At 61.7% G+C, this 22099-nt stretch carries 22 protein-coding genes; 11 read left to right on the top strand and 11 right to left on the bottom strand.

Features of this window, described 5'->3' with window-relative positions; all coding sequences use genetic code 11:
* Nucleotides 1-15 precede the first annotated feature (15 nt).
* Nucleotides 16-855 (bottom strand): ABC transporter permease, encoded by an 840-nt coding sequence (locus C5L10_RS01345; protein ID WP_105428189.1) that lies wholly within the window; start codon nt 853-855, stop codon nt 16-18.
* Nucleotides 856-865: 10 nt separating this feature from the next.
* Complete coding sequence (locus tag C5L10_RS01340; RefSeq protein WP_105428188.1) at nt 866-1786, bottom strand: ABC transporter permease; 921 nt, start codon at nt 1784-1786, stop codon at nt 866-868.
* Nucleotides 1787-1910: 124 nt separating this feature from the next.
* Between C5L10_RS01340 and C5L10_RS01335 the strand changes: the two genes are divergently transcribed.
* The 3 genes from C5L10_RS01335 (at nt 1911) to C5L10_RS01325 (ending at nt 5118) form a co-directional block, all read left to right on the top strand.
* Nucleotides 1911-2888: a LysR family transcriptional regulator gene (locus C5L10_RS01335; RefSeq protein ID WP_245447885.1), complete on the top strand. Its 978-nt coding sequence runs from the start codon at nt 1911-1913 to the stop codon at nt 2886-2888.
* 110 nt (nt 2889-2998) lie between these two features.
* Nucleotides 2999-4537 carry a tannase/feruloyl esterase family alpha/beta hydrolase gene (locus tag C5L10_RS01330; protein WP_105428187.1) on the top strand — a complete coding sequence of 513 codons (1539 nt, stop codon included), beginning with the start codon at nt 2999-3001 and terminating at the stop codon, nt 4535-4537.
* A gap of 320 nt (nt 4538-4857) precedes the next feature.
* Nucleotides 4858-5118, top strand: coding sequence for a hypothetical protein (locus C5L10_RS01325; RefSeq protein ID WP_105428186.1), 261 nt, complete (start codon nt 4858-4860; stop codon nt 5116-5118).
* 64 nt (nt 5119-5182) lie between these two features.
* On the opposite strand, the gene C5L10_RS01320 is transcribed toward C5L10_RS01325, so the two are convergent.
* Both C5L10_RS01320 and gudD read right to left on the bottom strand, forming a co-directional pair.
* Nucleotides 5183-6151: a tripartite tricarboxylate transporter substrate binding protein gene (locus C5L10_RS01320; RefSeq protein WP_105428185.1), complete on the bottom strand. Its 969-nt coding sequence runs from the start codon at nt 6149-6151 to the stop codon at nt 5183-5185.
* Nucleotides 6152-6231: 80 nt separating this feature from the next.
* Nucleotides 6232-7623 (bottom strand): glucarate dehydratase, encoded by a 1392-nt coding sequence (gene gudD / locus C5L10_RS01315; RefSeq protein WP_371411898.1) that lies wholly within the window; start codon nt 7621-7623, stop codon nt 6232-6234.
* A 156-nt stretch (nt 7624-7779) separates the two neighbouring features.
* Between gudD and C5L10_RS01310 the strand changes: the two genes are divergently transcribed.
* Nucleotides 7780-8502 (top strand): FadR/GntR family transcriptional regulator, encoded by a 723-nt coding sequence (locus tag C5L10_RS01310; protein WP_105428184.1) that lies wholly within the window; start codon nt 7780-7782, stop codon nt 8500-8502.
* 86 nt (nt 8503-8588) lie between these two features.
* Here the strand turns inward: C5L10_RS01310 and C5L10_RS01305 are convergent, their stop codons facing one another.
* Nucleotides 8589-9611, bottom strand: a complete 1023-nt coding sequence (locus C5L10_RS01305) for a GntR family transcriptional regulator (RefSeq protein WP_105428355.1) — start codon at nt 9609-9611, stop codon at nt 8589-8591.
* A gap of 223 nt (nt 9612-9834) precedes the next feature.
* On the opposite strand from C5L10_RS01305, the gene C5L10_RS01300 reads away from it, so the two are divergent.
* From C5L10_RS01300 to C5L10_RS01280, 5 genes are all read left to right on the top strand, one after another.
* Nucleotides 9835-10578: an SDR family oxidoreductase gene (locus C5L10_RS01300; RefSeq protein WP_105428183.1), complete on the top strand. Its 744-nt coding sequence runs from the start codon at nt 9835-9837 to the stop codon at nt 10576-10578.
* The gene (locus C5L10_RS01295; protein WP_105428182.1) at nt 10575-11657 is read left to right on the top strand and encodes an Ldh family oxidoreductase; all 1083 of its coding nucleotides are present in this window, start codon (nt 10575-10577) and stop codon (nt 11655-11657) included. The genes C5L10_RS01300 and C5L10_RS01295 overlap by 4 nt, the downstream gene beginning before the upstream one ends.
* Nucleotides 11658-11720: 63 nt before the next feature.
* A complete protein-coding gene (locus C5L10_RS01290) occupies nt 11721-12716 on the top strand; it encodes a C4-dicarboxylate TRAP transporter substrate-binding protein (RefSeq protein WP_105428181.1) in 996 nt (331 codons plus the stop codon).
* Between the two features lie 28 nt (nt 12717-12744).
* Nucleotides 12745-13260 carry a TRAP transporter small permease gene (locus tag C5L10_RS01285; protein ID WP_245447884.1) on the top strand — a complete coding sequence of 172 codons (516 nt, stop codon included), beginning with the start codon at nt 12745-12747 and terminating at the stop codon, nt 13258-13260.
* 9 nt (nt 13261-13269) lie between these two features.
* Entirely contained in the window at nt 13270-14553 is a 1284-nt protein-coding gene (locus C5L10_RS01280) for a TRAP transporter large permease (protein ID WP_105428180.1), read from the top strand.
* 116 nt (nt 14554-14669) lie between these two features.
* On the opposite strand, the gene C5L10_RS01275 is transcribed toward C5L10_RS01280, so the two are convergent.
* Nucleotides 14670-15146 (bottom strand): Hsp20 family protein, encoded by a 477-nt coding sequence (locus C5L10_RS01275; RefSeq protein ID WP_105428179.1) that lies wholly within the window; start codon nt 15144-15146, stop codon nt 14670-14672.
* A gap of 212 nt (nt 15147-15358) precedes the next feature.
* On the opposite strand from C5L10_RS01275, the gene C5L10_RS01270 reads away from it, so the two are divergent.
* Entirely contained in the window at nt 15359-15583 is a 225-nt protein-coding gene (locus C5L10_RS01270; RefSeq protein ID WP_105428353.1) for a hypothetical protein, read from the top strand.
* Between the two features lie 35 nt (nt 15584-15618).
* Here C5L10_RS01270 and C5L10_RS01265 read toward each other — a convergent pair whose 3' ends face one another.
* The 5 genes from C5L10_RS01265 to groES all read right to left on the bottom strand — a co-directional run bounded on the left by C5L10_RS01265 (nt 15619) and on the right by groES (nt 21539).
* The gene (locus C5L10_RS01265) at nt 15619-17829 is read right to left on the bottom strand and encodes an amylo-alpha-1,6-glucosidase (protein ID WP_105428178.1); all 2211 of its coding nucleotides are present in this window, start codon (nt 17827-17829) and stop codon (nt 15619-15621) included.
* Between the two features lie 17 nt (nt 17830-17846).
* Nucleotides 17847-18941, bottom strand: a complete 1095-nt coding sequence (locus C5L10_RS01260) for a glycosyltransferase family 4 protein (protein ID WP_105428177.1) — start codon at nt 18939-18941, stop codon at nt 17847-17849.
* Between the two features lie 86 nt (nt 18942-19027).
* The gene (locus C5L10_RS01255) at nt 19028-19450 is read right to left on the bottom strand and encodes a hypothetical protein (protein WP_105428176.1); all 423 of its coding nucleotides are present in this window, start codon (nt 19448-19450) and stop codon (nt 19028-19030) included.
* A gap of 98 nt (nt 19451-19548) precedes the next feature.
* Entirely contained in the window at nt 19549-21177 is a 1629-nt protein-coding gene (groL, locus tag C5L10_RS01250; protein WP_105428175.1) for a chaperonin GroEL, read from the bottom strand.
* A gap of 47 nt (nt 21178-21224) precedes the next feature.
* Nucleotides 21225-21539 (bottom strand): co-chaperone GroES, encoded by a 315-nt coding sequence (gene groES / locus C5L10_RS01245; RefSeq protein ID WP_105421705.1) that lies wholly within the window; start codon nt 21537-21539, stop codon nt 21225-21227.
* Nucleotides 21540-21818: 279 nt separating this feature from the next.
* On the opposite strand from groES, the gene C5L10_RS01240 reads away from it, so the two are divergent.
* Complete coding sequence (locus tag C5L10_RS01240) at nt 21819-22091, top strand: usg protein (RefSeq protein ID WP_105428174.1); 273 nt, start codon at nt 21819-21821, stop codon at nt 22089-22091.
* The last annotated feature ends 8 nt before the right edge of the window (nt 22092-22099 follow it).

The following is a 22099-nucleotide window of genomic DNA, read 5'->3' as shown; positions in this document are numbered from 1 at the left end:
GTTCGAACGGCATTTTCAGGTTGTTCGGGCACGCAGCATCGGATCGAGCCGGTCACGCAGCCAGTCGCCGACGATGCTCATCGAGAGCGTGACGAGAAAGATGACCAGGCCAGGCCAGATCGAGATCCACCAGGCGGTCGAAAGGTAGTCCCGGCCATCACCGAGGATCTGACCAAGGCTGGTCTGCGGGGCCTGGATGCCGAGGCCCAGAAAGCTCAGCGAGGTTTCCAGAAGGATGATCTGCGGGAACGTCAGGGTTACCTGCACGATCAGGGCACTCGCCACGTTCGGCAGCACATGTTTCAAGTAGAGCCGGCCGTTGCCGGCGCCGAGCGCGACGATCGCCTTGGCATAAGGCTGGTTGATCGCCGAAAGAACCACGCCGCGGGAGAGGCGGGCGTATTTCTCCCATCCGAACAGGCCCATCAGGATGATGAACAGCGTCATGCTGTTGCCGAAAAAGGCAAGCAGCGTCAGGGTGATGAGGATGAATGGCAGCGACGCCTGGAAGTCGACCAGCATCATCAGCACTTCCTCCACCCAGCCGCGGAAATGCGCAGAGATGAAGCCGATGACGGAGCCGAAGACGGCGCCGATGATCGTGCCGGCAATCGCCACCGAAAGCGACATCTGCAGGCCGGCAATCACTCTTGCCACCATGTCGCGGCCGATGCGGTCCGTGCCGAGCGGGAAATTTGGGTTGCTGCCGGTCATGAAAGCCGGCGGCTTCAGGCGGGCGAGCAGGTTCTGCTGCGACATGCCGTGCGACGTGAAGACATTGCCGATGATGGCGACGACTACCGCGATCGCCAGGATGACGATGGCAAAGACGAGAATCGGGGAAACGCGCTTCATCCGCCGGCCCTCAATTCTGCACGCGAATGCGCGGGTCGAGCAGGCCGTAGAGCAGGTCGACGACGAGGTTTGCTAGCACCATCGTCACCGCCATGATCAGAACCAGCCCCTGCACGACCGCAAGGTCGCGCGAGGAGACGGCCGTCACCAGCAAGCGGCCGACGCCCGGCCATGCGAACACGGTCTCGACGACGATGGCGCCGCCAATCAACTCGCCGAGATTGAGGCCGATAATGGTGACGAGCGGGATGCTGGCATTCGGCAGCGCGTGGAAGATGATGCGTTTCCAGTAACCGACGCCCTTGGCGGCGGCGGCCCGGATATAGAGCTTGTCGAGCACTTCCAGCATCGCCGAGCGGGTGAAGCGGGCGAGCGTGCCGGCCGTGAAGGTGGCAAGCGTGATGGCGGGCATGATCAGGTGCAATACGGTGCCGGTGCCGGAACTGGGCAGCCATTGCAGGCTCAGCGAAAAGAGCAGGATCATCAGGATGCCGAGAAAGAAGTTCGGCAGCGCGAAGCCGAAAACCGCCGTCGCCATGATCAGGTTGTCGAAGGTCGAACCGCGCTTGATGGCGGCAACGACGCCGGCCGGCACGCCGATCAGGATGGCGCCGATATAGGAAAAAAGGCCGAGGATCAGCGTCCACGGAACCCGTTCGGCGATGATGTCGATGACTTCGCGACCGTCGCGATAGGAAATGCCGAACTGGCCGGTCGCCATCTGGACAACGTAGCGGAAATACTGAATCCAGAGCGGATCGTCGAGACGCCAGAGCTGGCGGAACTGTTCGACTTCCTCAGGCGTGGCATCGGCGCCGACAAGCGCCACGACCGGATCCCCGGACGTTCTCAGCACCACGAATACGAAAGTCACCACGAACCAAAGCGTCAACACGGTCCGCAGAATTTTCAACACCCAGAAACGCGTCATTCACGCTCCGTTTCGGAAGCCGAAGCTCCAGCTGTTCCAGTTCTTGTTGTCTTTTTTGGAAACTAATCACGGGAATAAACTATTATCTATTACAAAATCACGGGGGTATTGATATGTTTCCGATATGAAATACGGCATCGAATTTCGTCACCTCCACTATTTCGCTTGCGTCGCCGAAGAGCTGCATTTCAGCCGCGCCGCCGACAAGCTCGGCATGGCGCAGGCGCCGCTCAGCCAGCAGATCCGGCAGCTCGAAGATCGCCTCGGCACCAAGCTTTTCCGCCGCACCACCCGCCGGGTGAAGCTGACGCCGGCCGGGGAAATCTTCCTGCGTCACGCCCAGGAAATCCTAGGCGGCATCGACAGGGCGGTCACGCATACCCGTTCCATTTCCGGTGACGATAGCGGAACGATTTCCGTCAGCGGCGTGCATGTGGCGCTATCGCATGTCCTGCCGCCGGTAATTTCGGAGTTTCGAAAACGTTATCCGGCTATGACCGTCGACGTGCAGGTGCTGGGTACGGCCCAGCAGCTCGAACTGCTCCAGAGCAGCAAGGTTCAGGTGGCCTTCATCCGCCCGACCAATCCGGCAGGTTTCCTGAAGACCGAGCATATCCTGCAGGAAGGTTTCGTGGCGGTGCTGCCCAGGGATCATCGGCTGGCGCAGAAGGAAGACCTGACGGTCAAGGATTTCGCCGGCGAGCCCATCATCACCTATGCCCCGACTGTCGGGGCGAGCTACTATCATGCAATCATGGGTGCACTGCGCCGCGTCGGCGTCTATCCGGTCATCGTGCAGGAGGTGTCGCATACCTTGGCGATCGGCACGCTGGTGGCGGCCGGCGTCGGGATTGCGATCGCGCCGTCCTGGCTTGCCCACAACCCAAGCCCCTTTCTCGTGTACAGGCGGCTTGACGACATTCCCGCCGAAGTCGAACTGCTCGTCGCCTGGCATGCGGAGGAAAAATCGAAGATCGTGCTCGATTTCGTCGAGACAACGCGTCGGGTAGCCGCAATGAAGGAAGTGAGAACCGCTATCAAGTGGCCGTCCATATCCGTTCCGCCGGCTCAATTGGAAACGATCGGCGGGCAGCCTGAATAGCCGACTGGGGGCAGGCAAGCAGCGCCGCCGTTGATTGACAGGGAGCCTGAAATCTGGTGCGATTGCGGCGCGGCTTGAGGAAGCAGCGTCATGGAGGAGGACGATCGGATATGATCAGGCTGGTTGTTGCCACAGCTTTTGTTGCCCTCGTGCCCGGCTTGACCCCGGCCGTCGCCGCGGATTCGTCGCCTGAAGCCAAATGCTCGGCGGCGAAGACCCTGCATCTGCCCGGGTTCGACATGAAGGTCGCAAGCGCCGATCACATCAAGGACAAGGGGCCGGCGCATTGTCTCGTCAGCGGGTCGTTCGAACACCGCACCGGCGCGGACGGCAAGCCTTATGCCATCGGTTTTTCCATTGCCCTGCCGGACAGTTGGACGGGAAGGTTTCTGGTCCAAGGCGGCGGAGGCCTGAATGGCGTCGTGCGGGCAGCCCTGGGGGACGTGGCCGCCGGAACGCAGAACGGCCTTTCTCGTGGTTTCGCCGTCATTTCGCATGATAGCGGCCACAAGGGCGAAGCCTGGGACGCCTCCTTCAGGGCGGATCAGATTGCCACGCTGAATTTCGCCGGCTGGTCGGTCGAGAAGGTCACGGTGCTCGGCAAGGCGCTGGTCGCCGCCTATTACGGCAAAGTCGCCGATCGCTCTTATTTCGCAGGATGCTCGACCGGCGGGCGCGAGGCCATGGCCTCGGCGCAACGCTTTCCCACATTGTTCGACGGCATTATCGCCGGGGCTCCTGCCATGCGCACAAGCCGTTCGAACATGTCGCTCGCCGCCAAGAACGTCGCGATGAACAAGATATCTCCAGCCGGCCCTGACGGCGCGCCGGACCGAGCGAAAGCCTTCTCGGATGCCGATCGCGATCTGGTTCTCAAGGGGATAGTGAAGTCTTGCGATGGTCTTGATGGCATCGAGGACGGAATGATCGCAAATACGGCCGCTTGCAAATTCGATCCGGCGAGCCTCCTTTGCCCTGCCGGTAAAGCCGACGGCTGCCTGACGAAACAGCAGGTGGACGTGGTGACGGAGATGTTTTCGCCGACGCTCGATGCATCAGGCCGGCCTGCCTATGTAGCGTTTCCCTACGATACGGGCGTCATCAGTACGGCAGATTCCATTCCAGGACTCATGCGGTTCGATGACAAGCGCAACCGGCAGTTCAAGAATAACGCCATGAGTTTCGATGTGGACGATGCCGTCGAGAAAGCCGATATCGGCGATCCGCAGCAGCGGCTGATCAACGCCGATCAATGGACGGACCTCAGTTCCTTCGCCACCCGGGGAAGCAAGATCATTTTCTTCCATGGGGTTAGTGATCCGTGGTTCTCCTCCAACGATACGGTCGATTTCTTCAACCGGATGAGCACGGCGACCAAGACCGGCAAGCGTGTGGAGGACTGGGCCAAGCTCTATCTCGTTCCAGGCATGGCCCATTGCCGTGGCGGCCCTGCCGGTCTCGACCAGTTCGACATGTTGACCGAGCTGGTCGACTGGGTGGAAAAGGATGAAGCTCCACGAAGTGTCGAAGCTTCGGGAAAGGCTTTCCCCGGTCGGACCCGTCCGCTATGCCCCTACCCGTCTTACGCCCACTACAAGGGGGACGGAAATGTCGACAGCGCGGCAAGTTTCGACTGCCGGAACCGCTAACACCGGTCCCCCTGGCCTTGCACGATTGAGCCCAAGCGACTGGATTCCGGACTCCAGTCGCGAGGCGGGACCATTGCTGATGGGGGGGTCTTCCCGCATCGCCATCATTGTTGACTGCTGGTGATTCGCATATCCACCAGACGAGCTATTTCCGCCTCCATATGTGGAAGAAAACCGCGCCTGCCGCTGAACAGAGCTTATTGTGGACATGTTCACCCGGCACCACCGAAAGGAGCAGCCGGGCCTACCTCGTTTTCTCGATTTGAAATGATGCATTCCGCTCGATCTTATGGGCTATCCGAAGACGCGTGGAGTTGTGAATGTTTCTGGTGGCAGTCGAGGACAGTGACGATTTTTTTGCTGAAGGCATCAGGATTGAAAACGGGAGATTGTACACAACCGTGACTGACGGTGTCCGATCGTTCAAGTTGTCAAGCGTGCTGGAGGTGGTACCGGTAGAGCTGGAGAGCCGCAGCCCCGTTGAACGGATCGAAGACGTGGTAGCGTCGATCAAAGATCTCTTTCGCATCGAGGTCGCCGATGCGGCGCCGGATGCCGGAGAGGTCTCTTTCAGACCGTGAGGCGACTTCCCCGATGTTGCGAGGAAGCCGCTCAAGAGACTTAGGCGGCCCGTGAATCCACAGGTTATTCCGCGCTGATATTGCCCTTTTCGATGACGTCCTTCCAGCGCGCCATCTCCTTGTTGAGATAGGTGCCGAATTCCTCGTTCGAATTGGCAACGACGTCGAAGCCCAGCTTGTTGAACTTGGCAACGACCTCGGGATCTTTGAGCGAAGCCTGGATCGCCTGGTTGAGTCTTGCCTTGACGTCGGCCGGCAGACCCTTCGGGGCTGCCACGCCCTGCCAGGCGTTGACGACGATATTGCTGTATCCGAGTTCGGTGAGCGTCGGCACGTTCGGCAGCAGCGGATGACGTTTCTCGCCCGTTTGTGCGAGCGCCTTCATCTGCCCGCCCTGCACGAAATTGATGATCGCACCGAGGTTCTGGAAGGACACGTCCACATGGCCGCCGACGAGATCGGCCTGTGCCGCGGAGCCTCCCTTATAGGGCACATGCACGCCCTTGGTCCCGGTCGCCTGCCAGAAGAGCGCGGCAGTCAGGTGGTCGGATGAGCCGGTGCCGGAACTTGCGAAGGTGACGCTTTCCGGTTTTTCCTTCATAGCAGCCACGAGTTCCTGCACGCTGCCCGGCTTGAATTTCGGCGTGGCGACCAGCACGTTGGGCGTGCTCACCGCGACGGTCAGCAGATCGAAGTCCTTTACCGGATCGTAGGAGAGCTTCTTTTGAAGATAGGGGTTGGTGGCGAAGGTGCCGAGCGAGGCGACCAGCAGCGTCTGGCCGTTGGCTTCCGCATCGGCGACCAGACCGGCGCCGATCGCGCCGGTGGCGCCCGGTTTGTTTTCGACGACGATGTTCGCTCCCAATACCTTGGACATGTGCGGCTCCATGAACCGCGCAGTCGTATCGGTCGCGCCACCTGGCGGGAAGGGCACGATAATGGTGATCGGGCCGTCCGGGAATGCCCTGGCAGCGCCTGCGGCAAGAGCGATGCCGAGGCTAAGCGAAATGGCGAGCAGTGTTCGTGCTTTCATGGTTCATCCTCCTCAATGATCCTTGACGCCGCTTCTTGGTGATGGCCGCCGCGGCGCATGGCGGCACGGTGGTTCTTTCGTCAGCGCACCAGGCACGGCCGCTTGTTGTCGAAGCGCCAGTCCTTGACGAGATATTGCATGGCGGTCGCGTCGTCGCGCGCGCCGAGCCCGTGCTTCAGGTAGAGTTGGTGGGCTTCCTCGACGCGCTCCATGTCCAGCTCGACGCCGAGCCCCGGCCGGTCCGGCACCGCGATATGCCCGTCCTCGATCTTCAGCGGCTCGCGGGTCAGCCGCTGTCCGTCCTGCCAGATCCAGTGGGTGTCGAGTGCGGTCACGCGCCCGGGCGCTGCCGCGCCGACATGGGTGAACATCGCCAGCGACACGTCGAAATGGTTGTTGGAATGCGAGCCCCAGGTCATGCCGAAGGTCTGGCAGACCTGTGCGACGCGCACGGAGCCCTGCATGGTCCAGAAATGCGGGTCGGCGAGCGGGATGTCGACCGATTGCAGCTGGATCGCGTGCGAGAGCTGCCGCCAATCGGTGGCCACCATGTTGGTGGCGGTGGGCAAGCAGGTGGCACGGCGAAACTCCGCCATGATCTCGCGCCCGGAATAGCCCTGTTCGGCGCCGCAGGGATCTTCCGCATAGGCGAGCACGTCGCCGCGTCCCTTGCAGAGGCGAACCGCCTCCTCCAGCGACCAGGCGCCATTGGGGTCGAGGGTGACGCGCGCTTCGGGGAAGCGGCGAGCGATGGCCGTCACCGCCTCGATCTCCTCGTCGCCTCGCAAGACGCCGCCCTTCAGCTTGAAGTCGCGGAAACCGTAGCGCTCCTGCGCCGCCTCGGCGAGCCTAACGATCGCTTCCGGCGTCAGCGCCTCCTCGTCGCGCAGCCGCATCCATGCATCGGTCTCGCCTTTGCCATCACGATAGAGGAGGTCAGTCTTTTGGCGATCGCCGACGTAGAAGAGGTAACCGAGCATCTCGACCCGGTCGCGCTGCTGGCCGTCGCCGAGAAGGGCCGCCACCGGCACGCCGAGATGCTGGCCGAGAAGATCGAGCAGCGCCGATTCCAGCGCCGTCACCACATGGATGGTCGTGCGCAGATCGAAGGTCTGCAGTCCGCGGCCGCCGCTGTCACGGTCGCCGAAAGTCTTGCGCACCTGGTCGAGCAGGCCGTTATAACCCCCGATCGTCCGGCCGATCAGGAGAGGGCCTGCTTCCTCGATCGTGCGGCGGATCGTCTCGCCGCCCGGAACCTCGCCGATGCCCACATGACCCGAATCGTCTTCGATGATCGCCAGGTTGCGGGTGAAGAAGGGAGCGTGCGCGCCGCTGAGGTTGAGCAACATGCTGTCGCGTCCCGCAACCGGGATCGCCCGCACGGAAACGATGCGCGGCGTATGCCGGGCGAGATGGCTGTTTGCGGCGTGGGTCGACGAATTCGGCTCGATGAACATCCGGTCCTCTGTCATGTCGGGCACTTCTCAGGTCATGCGGGTTTCAGGCAGCCGCCTTGCGCGGCAATCCTCAATTAAGTCGCGCAGGCGAACTCATTTGTCAATATAAGTAAATATTAGTAATCGTCCGACGCTATTGGAAAGGGCGGATGCCGGGGATAGGATGTGGCAATGGATGAGATAATTCAGCAAACCCGCGCCGTTAGGGACCTGTCGTCGCATGTGCTCGCCCGGCTGGAAGCAATGCTGGAGGCACCGGCCTGGCAGGGCGGCGGACGCTTGCCTCCGGAGGCGGAGCTTGCCCGTCAATTCGGCGTATCGCGTCCGGTCCTGCGAAAGGCGCTGGTGAAGATGCGCGACGCCGGCCGGATCATTTCCAGGCGAGGCTCGGCCAATTTCGTACAACCTCGGGCGGACGTGGTGCCGTCAGCCGCCGACATTCAGGGGCTGTCGATCCAGACGGTGTTCGACATGAAGCGCTGCATGCGGTTTCGCCAGGTGGTGGAATGTGCGGCAGCGGAGGACGCGGCGCGGCTTTGCGATCCCGAAGGGATCCGCGGTATCGAGGAAGCGCACCGGCGGATGCTGACCCTGCCGCCCGGTGAGGGCGTCTTTGAAGCAGACTTCGCCTTTCACATGGCCGTGGCGCAAGCCACTCGCAATCCGTATTTCCCCTTTGCGCTCGGCACGATGCGCAACCAGATCAAGCTGATGATGGAGTTCACCCGCAAGCTGCAAGAACGGCCGCCCGACCAGGTGGCGCCGCGTGTCGTCGAAGAGCACCAACGCGTGCTCGAAGCCATCAAGGCCGGCGACCCGGTGCGGGCACACGAACTCATGAGTTTCCACATGAAGCAGAGCGTCATTCGGCTTCTGGTCGAAGACGGCGCGTGAAGCGATATCCAGTTCTGCGCAAAGGTACCCGGTGCCGGCGAAATCTGCCGGTCTTCAGTGCTGCCGCTCCCCGCGCCGCGCGGAGGTCAGTCGAATTTTTCCAGATAGGGCAGGTCATGCGGATGCACTTCGCGCGTTACCCGCGTGATGCGGTCGATCGCGCGCTGACGCGAAATCTGCAGGTGCTGTCGCAGCGAGGCCCCGGCGTCTCCCACCCGGCCGGCCTGAAGCCGCTCGACGATTTCCATATGTTCCGGCAGGAAAGGCTCCGAGCCGAACAACCGCGGCATCCACTGGTAGAGGAAGCGATGCGCGACGAGCAGCGCCTGCGGAAGGCCGATCGCCTGCATTAGCGTGCGGTTGTCACAATGGCCGAGCAGCGTGACATGCAGCTCCTCCTCCAGCCGGTCGAGATCCGGGCCCGTAAGCTTGGCCGCGTTGTCCATCGCCGATTGCAGATGGTCGCGCATGGCGCCGAGGTCCTCGCACGAGACCCTTGGCGCCGCCTTTTCAAGCGCCACGGGCTCCAGCAGCCAGCGCAGTTCGTAGAGTTCGCCGACGTGATCCGGCGTCATGGCAGGCGCGACCCAGCGTGCCCGTTCGTCCTTGCGCACGATGCCGCGTTGCTGCAGCCGACCGACGACGTCGCGGGCCACCGTGCGGCTGACATCGTAGAAGCGGGCAAGTTCTGCCTCGTTGACGCGCCAGCCGGCAAAGAAACATCGTGCGGCAATCTCGCTTTCCACCTCGCCGTAGATTCTTTCCCAGCTCGACAACTGGGTGAGGCGCAGCTCATCTCCCATATGGGAAAGCCCCGCCGGCCGCGCTGCTTTTCCCGGCTCCCAGGCACTTACCTGATAGCCGCGGCCGGCCGATTTCTCGATGAACCCTTCGCGCTCCAGCTCTGCCAGAGCCTGCCTTGCCGGCGCCCGGCTGATCCCGAACTGCTCGGCGATCGCGCTTTCGGTGACGCGCCTGCCGGGCGGAAGCGCGCCCTGCGAAACCTGCCCTGCGATGATCTCGTAGACCTGCTGGTAGAGACGAGGCGCAGCACCGCCCGCGACCTTCGGCCGACGCTTCTCCGCATTGGCCACGCGCTCGTCCACCATCTTGCCTCCCTGCTTCCGGCCCCCGCTTTCGACGCCTGGGCCGCCTCCAAGCGGCCTCAAGGCAAGGAAACTATCAGGTCGAATGCATCCCTTCAATTCGTCGGCTTCACGGGCCGAACCGCAGATCGCCATCTCGTGATCCAAAAACCGCCTTGCCAAAAATCAAATTATGTCTAGTGTGCACACTAGTCATTTAGCCTGCGCCTGTGGAAGAGGAAGGTGGATGGTCGGTCGTTTGGCAAAGAAGCGCGCTCTAGTGACAGGTGCCGGCCAAGGCATCGGCCGGGCCATTGCGCTCGCCTTTGCCGAAAATGGTGCGACGGTCGTGGCGACGAGCCGCACGCCGTCCAAGATGGCCGATCTTGCCGATCGTTCGTCCGCCATGGAGATCGTCGGCCTCGACGTCACGGATGCTGCGGACGTGAAGGCGATGGTTGGCGAGGCAGGCCCGATCGACATTCTCGTCAATTGTGCCGGTTGGGTTCACAACGGCTCGATCCTCGATTGCGAAGAAGAGGATTGGCAAAAAAGCATCGATCAGAATGCGACGTCCGCCTTCCGCACCATGAAGGCGGTCCTGCCCGGCATGATCGAGCGCGGCAGCGGGGCAATCGTCAATGTCGCCTCGGTTGCCTCGAGCATCACCGGAGTTCAAAAAAGGGTCGCCTATGGCGCAAGCAAGGCGGCGCTGATCGGCCTTACCAAGGTCGTGGCGCGGGACGTGATCGCAACCGGCGTGCGCGTCAACGCGCTTTGCCCGGGCACGACGCTTTCGCCTGGCTTGCGGGGTCGGATCGACGCGGCGGCCGATCCGGAGGAAATGCGGCGCAGCTTCATTTCCCGCCAGCCAATGGGCCGGCTGGGCACAGTGGAGGAGATGGCCGCGGCGGCCGTTTTTCTCTCCAGCGACGAAGCAGCATTCATGACCGGGCAGATACTCGTGATCGACGGAGGACAGACGCTTTGAGCCAAACTTCAGATACGGAGGATACAGTCCATGCGGCAATCGGCGATGTCGAGCGGTTCTGCCGCGCGGCTTTTGTCGCCGCCGGGACGGATGAGGCGACCGCGGATGCCGCGACCCGGGCGATGATGCACGGCTCGCGGCTCGGAGTGGACAGCCACGGGGTGCGCCTGCTCGACCATTATATCACCGTGATGACCGGCGGCCGGGTGAACAAGCGCCCAAACATCACGGTGACTCAGTCCGCGCTGGCGGTAGCCTTGCTCGATGCCGATCACGGCCACGGGGCGCTTGCCGCCTATCGCGCCATGGACAAGGCGATCGAGCTTGCCGACACATGCGGCATAGGCGTCGTCTCGATCCGCAACAGCTCGCATTTCGGCCCGGCCGGCGCCTATGCGCTCTCTGCGGCGCAGAGAGGCTATATCGGCGCCGCTTTCTGCAATTCGGACAGTTTCGTACGTCTGCACGACGGAGCGATGCGGTTCCACGGCACCAATCCGATCGCGTTTGCCGTGCCCGTCACTGGACAAAGTCCTTGGCTGCTCGACATGGCGACGAGCGCCATTCCCTATAACCGCGTGAAGCTCTACCGCAGCCTCAGCCGAGAGCTTCCAGCGGGCGTCGCCTCGGATGTCGAGGGACGCGACGTCCGCGATCCATCGCTGGTCGAGATGCTGGCGCCGGTCGGCGGCGAGTTCGGGTTCAAGGGCGCGGGGCTGGCGGGCCTGGTGGAGATCCTGAGCGCGGTTCTGTCGGGCATGCGGCTGAGCTTCGACCTCTTGCCGATGAACGGCCCGGATTTTTCCACGCCCCGCGCGCTTGGCGCTTTCGTATTGGCCATGAAGCCCGGCGCTTTCGTGCCGGAAGACGTCTTCACCGCCGGCATGCAGCGATATGTCGAGGTGTTGCGGTCTTCGCCGCCGCGCGAGGGCATGCGGGTGATGGCTCCGGGCGACCGCGAATGGATTGTCGCCGACGAGCGTGAACAGCGTGGCGTTCCACTGGATCCGGCAACGCGGGAGGCGTTCGCAAAGCTTGGCGAACGCTTCGGATTGAAGCCCCCCGCGCTTTTGCCGTGACGATTGCCGGCGGAGGAGCCGGCAAGGCAAACGACGTCCAGGAGACACGAAGAGGAGGAGAGCATGCGTATTTCTGCAAGAAGACTGCTGCCGGTTCTGGCGGCTGCCGGTTTGGCCGCGCTGATGACGGCGCCGGCAAGCGCCCAGCAAAAATTCACCCTGCGCTTCAATCACGTTCTGGCGCCGAGCGAACCGTTTCATGCGGGTTTCCAGGTCTGGGCAAAGAAGGTGGACGAGCGAACCAGGGGCGGGTTGAAGCTGGAAGTGTTCCACAGCGCCCAGCTCGGCGTCGAGGAAGACATTATCGAACAGATCCGCCAGGGCGCAAATGTCGGCCAGAACACCGATTCCGCCCGTCTCGGCAACTACGTGCCGAGTATCGCGGTGATGAACGGCCCTTATTTCGTCGATACGCTGGAGGATGTCTGGAAGCTTTCGGAAACTCCGTCCCTGAAGAAATGGCAGGACGAGCTCGCGTCCAGCCATGGTCTGAAGGTCGTCTGCTTCGACTGGGTGCAGGGTTTCCGCCATTTCTTCACCAACAAGCCGATCAGGACACCGCAGGACCTCGCAAGCTTGCGGATCCGCACGCCGCCTGCGGCGATCTGGCAGGAATCGATCCGGGCGCTGGGTGCCGCGCCGACCGCCATGGCCTTTGGCGAAATGTACCCCGCCCTGCAACAGAAGGCGATCGACGGCGTCGAGCTCGTCTATGCCAACATTCCGGGAGGGCGCTTCTACGAGGTGCTGAAATACGCCAACGAGACCAAGCACATCATGCTGATCAACTTCCAGGTGGTCAGCGCCGAATGGTTCGCCAAGTTGCCACTGGAATTCCAGACGGCGCTCGTCGAAGAATGCAGGGCGGCCGGCCGCGAGACCTCGCAGAAAATCTCGGCCTCGGCGGACACGATCAAGGCCGATCTCCAGAAGCGGGGCATGCAGGTCGTGAGCGACATCGATCTTGCTGCGTTCAAAAAGGCCGGCGACGCCGCCTATTCGAAGCTCGGCATTCTGGAGGCCAGGAACGCCGTCCAAGCGGAGCTCGGCAAGAAGTAGGAGCCGTGGTTGGAGGAGGATCGGAACGATGCCGCGAAAGGACGAGATCATGATACGCTTTTACGATTTCATCGGAAAGATCGAGGCAATCGTCGCGGGTACGTTTCTGATCCTCATGACCTTGCTCATATTTGTGGGCGGCCTCGCCCGCTTCTTCAGTTACCCGCAGAACTGGACGATCGACGTGGCGACCTGCCTTTTCGCCTGGTCCTGCTTCCTGGCCGCCGACATCGCCTGGCGCAAGAACAGCATGATGGCGCTCGACGTGTTTACGCTGCGGATGCCGGAAAAGCTGCAAAAGACGCTGCGCCTGGTCAACTATGTGCTGATCGTCGCCTTCCTGCTGTTCATCATGTATTACGGGTTCACCCTCACCTGGATCAGCCGCATCCGCTCCTTCCAGGGCATTCCATGGGTCAGCTATTCCTGGGTGACGTCAAGCCTTCCCGTGGGCGCGACACTGCTGCTTGCCACCACGCTCCTTCACATCCGGGCGGACCTGGGCGGTGACCACGTCGCCAATACCGCCGTCGACGTGGTGTGAGGGCGCGCCATGCTGCTTGTGGCGACCGTATTCACCATCCTCCTCGTCATCGGCATGCCGATCGCCTTTGCGGTCGGCATTTCGGGTGTGGTCTTCTTCCTGCAGAACCCGGACCTGCCGCGCACCATGACGGTCCAGCTGACGGTGACGGAGACGCAGAATTTCGCGCTGCTCGCCGTGCCGCTCTTCATCCTCGCCGGAAACTTCCTGAACTCCTCGGGCATCGCCCACAATCTCCTGAAGCTCGCGTCGGTGCTGACCGGCCGGCTGCAGGGCGGCCTGGCGCAGGTGTCGATCGCGCTTTCGACGCTGATGAGCGGCGTGACCGGCTCGTCGATCGCCGATGCGGCGATGAATACCCGCCTGCTCGGCTTCGAGATGCTGAAGCGCGGTTTTTCGAAAGGTTATGCGGCCGGCGTGCTGTCCTATGGTTCGCTGATGGCGCCGATCATTCCGCCCGGCATCGGCTTCATTCTCTACGGTACGGTCGGGCAGGTCTCGATCGGCCGGTTGTTTGCCGCGGGTATCATTCCGGGTTTCATGCTCTGGGCAGCACTTGCCGTGACCATCTCGATAACCGCCCGCAAGCACGGCTACAAGCCGGAACTGGACCGCGCACCGACGCCGTCGGAGGTCTTCAAGGCCTCGATTGCCGGCAGCTGGGCGATCCTCTTCCCGATCATCCTGATCTTTGGCCTGCGCTTTGGCGTCTTCACGCCATCGGAAATCGGCGCTTTCGCCGTCGTCTATGCGTTCCTGGTCGGAGTTTTCGCCTATCGGCTGCTGACCTGGACGAGCTTTAAACAGGCGGTCGAGGCCAGCCTGGTCGACGTCGGCGCGGTAATGTTCCTGCTCGCGCTCTCGGCCGTGTTCGGCTACGGCATCATCTTCGAGCGCATTCCGGAGGTGATTTCCACATGGATGCTCGGCATCACCGATGATCCGACCATCGTCATGGTGATCATCGTGCTGTTCATCCTGGTGGCCGGCACGTTCATGGAAGGCTCGGTGCTGATCGTTATGCTGACGCCGATCTTCATGCCGCTGATCCAGCAATACGGCATCGACCCCGTGCATTTCGGACTGGTCTTCATCATCGCGGCGACGATCGGCAATTATACGCCGCCGGTGGGTGGAGCGATGTTTGTCGTCTGCCAGATCCTGCGATGCCCAATCGAAGATTACGCGCGTGAATCAATGCCTTTCCTGGTCGCGGTATCGCTGGTGACACTGCTCCTGATCTTCATGCCCGGGATCGTGCTCTACATGCCGAACCTGCTGTTCAATCCCTGAAGCCGCCTAAGAGCAGGCGACAGCTTGCTATAAACTCGCAAAAGATAGGCTCCTCCAGATACAACAATGCCCAGGTGCCGGGCAGTCTCCGGCACCTGGGCCCATGTTGGAAAGCCTTACGCGGCGGTCTTCTCGGCCTCGACGTAACCCGTCTCGAGCTGCGGAAGAGCGGAGCCGGTCGCGATCTCGATCCTGCGCGGCTTCATCGCTTCCGGGATTTCGCGCTTGAGATCGACGGTCAGGAGTCCGTTTGTTAGGCTGGCGCCGACGACCTTGACGTGGTCGGCAAGCTGGAAGCGACGCTGGAAGCTCAGCCCGCCGATGCCGCGATGCAGGTACTGACCTTCGTCCTCATTGGTCTTCTGACCGGAGACAAGGAGCATGTTCTGCTCCTGCGTGAGGGTCAGTTCGTCCTGCGCGAAGCCGGCAACCGCCAAGGTGATGCGGTAATCGTCTTCGGCGGTCTTGAGAATATCATAGGGCGGCCAGCTGTCGATCACGTCGAAGCTGCCTGCCTTTTCCAGCAGGTTGAACATCCGGTCGAAGCCGACGCTTGACCGGAACAGGGGAGAGAAATCAAGGTTTGTTCTCATAGCCATATCCTCCTTGGAAGCAACATGGGACAGGAGACAGTGAGACGCGGTCAGTGCCTCCGGACTTTGTGTCGATCCCGTCAGGCGATCGACATTGCTGATATAATTCAGCAGCTTGACGTTTCAAGGCTCCGCGAACTCCTCAGGCAAAAAAATGGAATTTTGCCGTCTCGCTCCCTTTAAATGGGCGAAAGCATGGAAAGGAAGGGATGATGACAATGACTTCAAAAGACGTCATCGCCGTACTCGGCCCCGTCGACCGGACACTTGTGACCGAGGTGATCGCAACCGGGGCGACCCAGGCTGAGCTGGCCGAGGCCTGGGCCTGGATCAGCAATGACGAAGCCCTGATGGGCGAAGGGCGGCGACTGCCGATCGGCAGGGTTGCCGCCCTTGTCGATCTGCTCGCCGCCGACGAGGAAGAGCAAGCCGAATGAACTCGGCAGTGGTTCCGACCGGGCCTGGTGCCCGCTCACGCGATCGTCAAAACCCGAACATCGCCCTTGCGGTCGACAACATCGACCACGACCTGGCGGCGTGAGCGGCGGATGGCGATATCGGCCGAGCCGGTGCCGATCATAAGATGCCGCAAGGTGACCTCGTCGAGGAATGTCGGAAGCTGGGGTTCATTGAAGCTGATCTGCAACGCATTCGGATCGAAATCGAGACCGAGGCAGGATTGCAGCAGCGAAAGCGGGGCGGCCGCCGCCCAGGCCTGCGGGGAACAGGCGACCGGATAGAATGTCGGTCCCTGCGCGCGCTGTCGGGGCAATCCGCAGAAAAGTTCGGGAAGCCGCCGCAGGTCGATATAGGTCGAGGCCGCAAACAGTCCGTCGAATATTCGCGCCGCTTCCGCCCGAAACCCGTATCGCGCCAGACCGCTGGCGATCAGCGCATTGTCATGCGGCCAGACCGACCCATTGTGGTAGCTCATCGGGTTGTAGCGCGCCTCCGTCGAGGCGATGGTGCGGATGCCCCAGCCGCAGAAGGAAGATGCACTCATGAGCGTGCGGACGACCCGTCCCGCTCTTTCGGGATAGGCTATGCCGGTGAAAAGCGCGTGGCCGGCATTCGACGATCGAACGCGGCACGGCCGCTTGTCTCCATCCAGAGCCAGCACGTAAGTGCTGAGCTCCTCGTCGAAAAAGGCCGCATCGAACGCGCGGCGCAAGCCTTCCGCCTTCGCTAAAAGGTGGGTGACCTGTTCCGGCCGATCGAGCCTACGGAAGATCTCGGCAGCACTCAGCCACGCGCCATAGACATAGGCCTGCACCTCGGCAATGGCGATGGGGCCTCTGGCCAGCGTGCCGTCGGCATGGAAGACGGAATCCTGGCTGTCTTTCCATGCTTGGTTGATCAAACCTTCTTTCGTCTGCCGCCCGTACTCGACGAAACCGTCGCCATCGCGATCGCCGTGCTCGTCGATCCATGTCAGCGCCGTTTCGATATGCGGCAGAAGACGGAACATCGTCGAAAGGTCGCCGGTCCGCTTCAGGTAGTCGCCGGCCAGCATCAGGAACAGCGGCGTCGAATCGATGCTGCCGTAATAGCGCCGGAAGGGGACCTCTCCGAGTTCGGCCATTTCGCCGTAGCGGACCTCGTGCAGGATCTTGCCCGGCTCGGCATCCGAGGCCGGGTCCAACTCGGTTGCCTGGTTGGCCGCCAGATGGCCGAGCACGCCGCGGGCGATCTCCGGGTCGAGCCAGAGCGTTTGCAGCGCGGTGATAAGGGCGTCGCGGCCGAACACGGTGCTGAACCATGGGATGCCGGCATAGGGATAGGGGCCTTCGGGTTTGTCGGTCATCAGCATGTAGAGATCGGAAATGCTGCGGCGGGCGGCCTCGTTGAAGATCTCGTTCGAGGTTACGATCGACGCCGCGCGCGAAGACGAGGCGCGCAATGCCCGGCGGGCATCCCGCAAGGCAAAAAAGAACGAGCGGTAGCCGGTCTTGTCGGTTTGCGCCGCCTGATCGCAGCCGATCTCGATGAACAGCGACCGGCTTTCGTGCGGCGCCAAGTGGAGGTCATAGACGGCAAGGTCGCTGCCGAGCCTATTCGGCTGCGGGTCGAAGGAAAGCCGCGTCAGTCGTTTCTTGCTGTCCAGGCCGATATAGGAGAGGAGGATGGAACCCTGCTCGATGACCGCCGGAAGATGGCGGCCTTTTCTTGCCCTCACGGTGCCGCGGACCTCGAACAGGTCGGCAAAGTCTGCTGCGAATGCGATCTCGATGCGAATGTGCTGCGGCCGCTCGTCATAATTTTTGACGGTCAGCCGCTCGTAGCAGTTTGCCATCCACAGGAAGCGCGACCGGCGCAGATGGATGAGGTCATGCTCCAGGATGAGCCTGCCCTTGCCGTCGAAGAGGTCGGGATTGGTCAGGTCGCAGGTGAGCGTTGCGTTGTCGTCGCGCAATGTCGCCGACAGCAACATCGGGCGCTTCCCGTTGATCGACAGGTAGAGGTGAGAAAGATAGCGCGTATCGCGGTGGAAGAGGCCTTCAGGACTTCCCGGGCCGGAGAGCGCGTCGCCGTTGTGATCGAAGACGGCGAAGGTATCGCCGTGCTTCAGGGTGCGTGGCCGCCGCTCCTGCAGCGATGCGGCGGCGGGAATGAAGAATTGCGCGACCGGTGCGCCTGGGCCGGCCACCATCCCGGTCGGGTTGTCCGCGGAGGCGATCGACATGGCTTCTCCTCAAGTTTTCAGGCTACCACCTGCAGATCGAGCGCCTGGCCGGTTGACCGGCGGACACGTGCGGCCTTGGTGCGGACGCCTGGCAGATTGCGATAGAGTTCGAGATAGTCCCGTGCCATTCGTTTGGCCGTGAAGCGTTTCTCGAATGTGCCGCGCACTTTTCTCCGATCCATCCGCAACGCCCATTCGACATTTTCGGCCGCCTCGGTCACGCTGTCGACCAGAATGCCGGAAACGCCGTCGTCGATCACCTCCGGGACGGAGCCGCAGCGGAAGGCGATAACCGGAGTGCCGCAAGACATGGCCTCGATCATCACCAGCCCGAAAGGCTCCGGCCAATCGATGGGGAAGAGCAGGGCGACGGCATTGCCGAGGAAAGCCGCTTTCTGGTGCTCGTTTATCTCGCCGATGAATTCGACATTCGGATGGCGCTTGACCATTGGCTCGATCACCGTCTCCCAATAGGCCTTGTCGGCGTTGTCGATCTTGGCCGCGATCTTGAGCGGCATGCCGACCTTTGCCGCGATCTCGATTGCACGATCCGGCCGCTTCTCCGGCGAAATACGTCCGAGGAAGGCGAGGTAGTTGCCTTGCGGTGTTGCGGTAAAGGGGAGGAGGGTGGCGGGCAGGCCGTGATAGACGGTTCCGGACCACCTGACCTTGGGCATCGGGCAGCGCTGATCGTTGGAGATCGAGACCAGCGGAATATCCGGAAAAGCCTGATAAAAGGGATGCAGGTCCGGCAGGTCGAGGCGACCATGCAGGGTAGTCACCGTGCGGTCGGCAAAATCGCGGATCAGCGGGAAATGCAGCAGGTCGATATGAAAATGGAGAACATCAAATTCGGACGCCCGGCGGCGGATCTCTTCCAGCATGACCATTTGATGCGGCAGGTGGTCCCTGACGGCCGGGTTGAGCCGCAGTGCGAGTTGCGAACAGGCGACCAGTTTCGCGTCCGTGACGGAATCGGCGCTGGCAAAGAGAGTGACGTCGTGACCCTGGGCGACAAGTTCTTCGGTAAGATAAGAAACGATGCGCTCGGTCCCTCCGTAAAGCTTCGGCGGAACGCTTTCGGCGAGCGGTGCGATCTGAGCGATCTTCATCGGCAAAACCTCCTCGTGAGAGCAGTGAGTCGTCGGCAAAAATCATGTCCGCGCCCGTCGGGACGGCGCGCGGCGGATTGGAATATTCAGGTTTCAAACAACTGGCGGCGCCGTCCGTTCCAGTAACTGCACGATCCAAGACGGTGACGGAGCCGTCGGTTCCGTCTCTTTCTGCGGTCGCTCCTGCTCGGCTCCACGAAAACTCGCTGAGTCTGCGCGCCAAGGGGCTCACAGCCGCCGTCGAGCGCTTTCAAGACATCGAGTATTTCGTCATAAGTGACGACGGTTTCCATGCCCGGATAGCGGCGCAAGGACGGCATGGATTCGATGGCGGATATGTCGGAAACCCATGATGCGAGGTTCGCCCGCTTCTCGTCCCTGCCGATATGTTCGGCCGCCAGCACGTCCCGCGGGTGATCGAAATGCGAAGCCGGATGCAGCAGATGGGGGGCGCTGGTTGCCGCTCCGGCCTGCTCCGATGCGGTATTCTCGGGATTTTCCTTTCTCATCGTGTGACCCCGTTGCTGGAGATGGCGATTTCGCCGGTCGTCGATTTGTTCGTGGAGCGGGTCGGCCCGCCCTGGGACAGGGCGGGCCGGATCATCACTCAGAAATCGATGCCGGCCCCTGCGGGCATGGCAGGAGCAGCGTCCTTTTTCGGCTTTTCGGCAATCATGGCTTCCGTGGTCACGAGCAGGCCAGCCACGGAGGCGGCGTCCTGCAGTGCTGCACGGACGACCTTGGCCGGATCGATGACGCCCTGGGCATAAAGGTCGCCATATTCGCCGGTCTGGGCGTTCCAGCCGTAGGAGAACTCGCTCTTCTCGCGCAGCTTGCCGACGATCACGGAACCTTCGGCGCCGGCATTCTGGGCAATCTGGCGAACGGGTGCCTCGATCGCGCGGCGGACGATTTCGACGCCGACCCGCTGGTCCTGGTTGGCGGTGCTAAGATTGTCGAGTGCCTTGACGGCGCGCAACAGTGCCACGCCGCCGCCCGGCAGGATGCCCTCTTCGACGGCGGCCCGCGTCGCGTGCAGCGCATCGTCGACGCGGTCCTTCTTTTCCTTCACCTCCACTTCCGTCGAGCCGCCGACGCGGATCACGGCAACGCCGCCGGCCAGCTTGGCCAGACGTTCCTGCAGCTTTTCGCGGTCGTAGTCGGAGGTCGTCTCGTCGATCTGGGCGCGGATTTGGGTCGTGCGGCCGTCGATCTGTGCCTTGGAGCCGGCGCCGTCGATGATGGTGGTGTTCTCCTTCTCGATCGCCACCTTCTTGGCCCGGCCCAGCATGTTCAGCGTGACGTTCTCGAGCTTGATGCCGAGGTCTTCGGAGATGACAGTGCCGCCCGTCAGGATGGCGATGTCTTCGAGCATAGCCTTGCGGCGGTCGCCGAAGCCCGGAGCCTTGACGGCAGCGATCTTGAGGCCGCCACGCAGCTTGTTGACGACGAGCGTTGCAAGAGCTTCGCCTTCGACGTCTTCAGCGATGATCAGCAGCGGCTTGCCGGACTGAACCACGGCTTCAAGAACCGGAAGCATGGATTGCAGGTTGGAGAGTTTCTTCTCGTGGATCAGGATATAGGGATCCTCGAGTTCCACCCGCATCTTGTCCTGGTTGGTGACGAAATAGGGTGACAGGTAGCCGCGGTCGAACTGCATCCCTTCGACGACTTCGAGTTCGGTTTCGGCGGTCTTGGCTTCCTCGACCGTGATGACGCCTTCGTTGCCGACCTTTTCCATGGCTTCGGCGAGATACCGGCCGATTTCGGCATCGCCGTTGGCCGAGATGGTACCCACCTGGGCGATCTCGGAATTGTTCGAGATCTTGCGGGCGTTGGACTTCAGTTCCTTGACGACCGCATCGACGGCAATGTCGATTCCGCGCTTCAGATCCATCGGGTTCATGCCGGAAGCGACGGCCTTTGCACCCTCCCTGACGATCGCCTGGGCAAGCACGGTCGCGGTCGTCGTGCCGTCACCGGCCAGATCGTTGGTCTTCGATGCCACTTCCCGCAGCATCTGGGCGCCCATGTTCTCGAACTTGTCGTCCAGTTCGATTTCCTTGGCGACCGATACGCCGTCCTTGGTGATGCGGGGCGCCCCGAATGACTTGTCGATCACGACGTTGCGGCCCTTCGGCCCAAGCGTCACCTTCACGGCATTGGCCAGAATATCGACCCCATGCAGCATGCGTTCACGGGCATCGGTATTGAACTTGACTTCTTTCGCAGCCATTTTTCACTCCTCGATTAGGCAGCTTGCTTGACTGATGGATGGTGTTCTCAGGCGGCTTTCTTCTGCTCGGCCCGGGCCTCGATAATGCCCATAACGTCGCTTTCCTTCATGATCAGCAGGTCCTCGCCGTTGATCTTGATCTCGGTGCCGGACCACTTGCCGAACAGGATTCGGTCGCCAACCTTGACGTCGAGCGCCTGGACCTGCCCGGCGTCGTTGCGGGCGCCAGGGCCGACGGCGATGACCTCGCCTTCCTGCGGCTTTTCCTTGGCAGTGTCGGGAATAATGATGCCACCCTTGGTCTTTTCTTCCGATTCGACCCGGCGGACGAGAATGCGATCATGAAGCGGTCGGAACGACATGTTTTCCTCCAATGGACAAACAGTGATGACGTTGTTCCCCTGACCGGACCGGATGCCAGTCCGGGCGGGTGCAAAACCTCGCACGAGCATTTTGCGCGACATGATCTGGTTTTCCGGTTTTTCGATTTCAAGAGGGCGAAGACGAAAAATCAGCACTTCGTGCGGGTGGCTGCTAAGATCCTGATAAGGAACGGAAATCAGAGCCGGGCGTTTAGGAATCGGTCGATGACCTGTAAAAGATCAGGCCAATTTTCGAAAGTCATTGAACGGAGATGAAGCATGCAATTTTCATCGGATCTGGAGCGGCAGCTGAACGGCTACGGTCTCACGACGGCGCATATTCTCTACCACATTCCAGACTTCGAATCCGTCCTGCAAACCTATGTCTGGCAGGATTACGATCTGGCGCCGGGATTTCCCGAGATGCAGAAATTTCTGGATTTCTGGCAGGCCAATCTAGACGGGCCACTGCATTCCGTTCGTTTTGCCCATCAGCGCCTGATCGGACCGAATGAGTGGCGTCGGGTCGAAGGCGAGTTCCAGCTGCACTGAGACTTGAC

Origin of the sequence: Neorhizobium sp. T6_25 (genome assembly GCF_002968555.1) — a bacterium.
Classification (GTDB): domain Bacteria; phylum Pseudomonadota; class Alphaproteobacteria; order Rhizobiales; family Rhizobiaceae; genus Neorhizobium.
Note: the sequence above shows the minus strand (reverse complement) of the source record. Positions and strands in the feature narration are given on the sequence as shown.

Bases quoted from the DNA above. Each gene is read 5' to 3' on its own strand.
- C5L10_RS01345 (WP_105428189.1), bottom strand. From the start codon at position 855: ATGAAGCGCGTTTCCCCGATTCTCGTCTTTGCCATCGTCATCCTGGCG.
- C5L10_RS01340 (WP_105428188.1), bottom strand. From the start codon at position 1,786: ATGACGCGTTTCTGGGTGTTGAAAATTCTGCGGACCGTGTTGACGCTT.
- C5L10_RS01335 (WP_245447885.1), top strand. From the start codon at position 1,911: ATGAAATACGGCATCGAATTTCGTCACCTCCACTATTTCGCTTGCGTC.
- C5L10_RS01330 (WP_105428187.1), top strand. From the start codon at position 2,999: ATGATCAGGCTGGTTGTTGCCACAGCTTTTGTTGCCCTCGTGCCCGGC.
- C5L10_RS01325 (WP_105428186.1), top strand. From the start codon at position 4,858: ATGTTTCTGGTGGCAGTCGAGGACAGTGACGATTTTTTTGCTGAAGGC.
- C5L10_RS01320 (WP_105428185.1), bottom strand. From the start codon at position 6,151: ATGAAAGCACGAACACTGCTCGCCATTTCGCTTAGCCTCGGCATCGCT.
- gudD (WP_371411898.1), bottom strand. From the start codon at position 7,623: ATGACAGAGGACCGGATGTTCATCGAGCCGAATTCGTCGACCCACGCC.
- C5L10_RS01310 (WP_105428184.1), top strand. From the start codon at position 7,780: ATGGATGAGATAATTCAGCAAACCCGCGCCGTTAGGGACCTGTCGTCG.
- C5L10_RS01305 (WP_105428355.1), bottom strand. From the start codon at position 9,611: ATGGTGGACGAGCGCGTGGCCAATGCGGAGAAGCGTCGGCCGAAGGTC.
- C5L10_RS01300 (WP_105428183.1), top strand. From the start codon at position 9,835: ATGGTCGGTCGTTTGGCAAAGAAGCGCGCTCTAGTGACAGGTGCCGGC.
- C5L10_RS01290 (WP_105428181.1), top strand. From the start codon at position 11,721: ATGCGTATTTCTGCAAGAAGACTGCTGCCGGTTCTGGCGGCTGCCGGT.
- C5L10_RS01285 (WP_245447884.1), top strand. From the start codon at position 12,745: ATGCCGCGAAAGGACGAGATCATGATACGCTTTTACGATTTCATCGGA.
- C5L10_RS01280 (WP_105428180.1), top strand. From the start codon at position 13,270: ATGCTGCTTGTGGCGACCGTATTCACCATCCTCCTCGTCATCGGCATG.
- C5L10_RS01275 (WP_105428179.1), bottom strand. From the start codon at position 15,146: ATGAGAACAAACCTTGATTTCTCTCCCCTGTTCCGGTCAAGCGTCGGC.
- C5L10_RS01270 (WP_105428353.1), top strand. From the start codon at position 15,359: ATGACAATGACTTCAAAAGACGTCATCGCCGTACTCGGCCCCGTCGAC.
- C5L10_RS01265 (WP_105428178.1), bottom strand. From the start codon at position 17,829: ATGTCGATCGCCTCCGCGGACAACCCGACCGGGATGGTGGCCGGCCCA.
- C5L10_RS01260 (WP_105428177.1), bottom strand. From the start codon at position 18,941: ATGAAGATCGCTCAGATCGCACCGCTCGCCGAAAGCGTTCCGCCGAAG.
- C5L10_RS01255 (WP_105428176.1), bottom strand. From the start codon at position 19,450: ATGAGAAAGGAAAATCCCGAGAATACCGCATCGGAGCAGGCCGGAGCG.
- groL (WP_105428175.1), bottom strand. From the start codon at position 21,177: ATGGCTGCGAAAGAAGTCAAGTTCAATACCGATGCCCGTGAACGCATG.
- groES (WP_105421705.1), bottom strand. From the start codon at position 21,539: ATGTCGTTCCGACCGCTTCATGATCGCATTCTCGTCCGCCGGGTCGAA.
- C5L10_RS01240 (WP_105428174.1), top strand. From the start codon at position 21,819: ATGCAATTTTCATCGGATCTGGAGCGGCAGCTGAACGGCTACGGTCTC.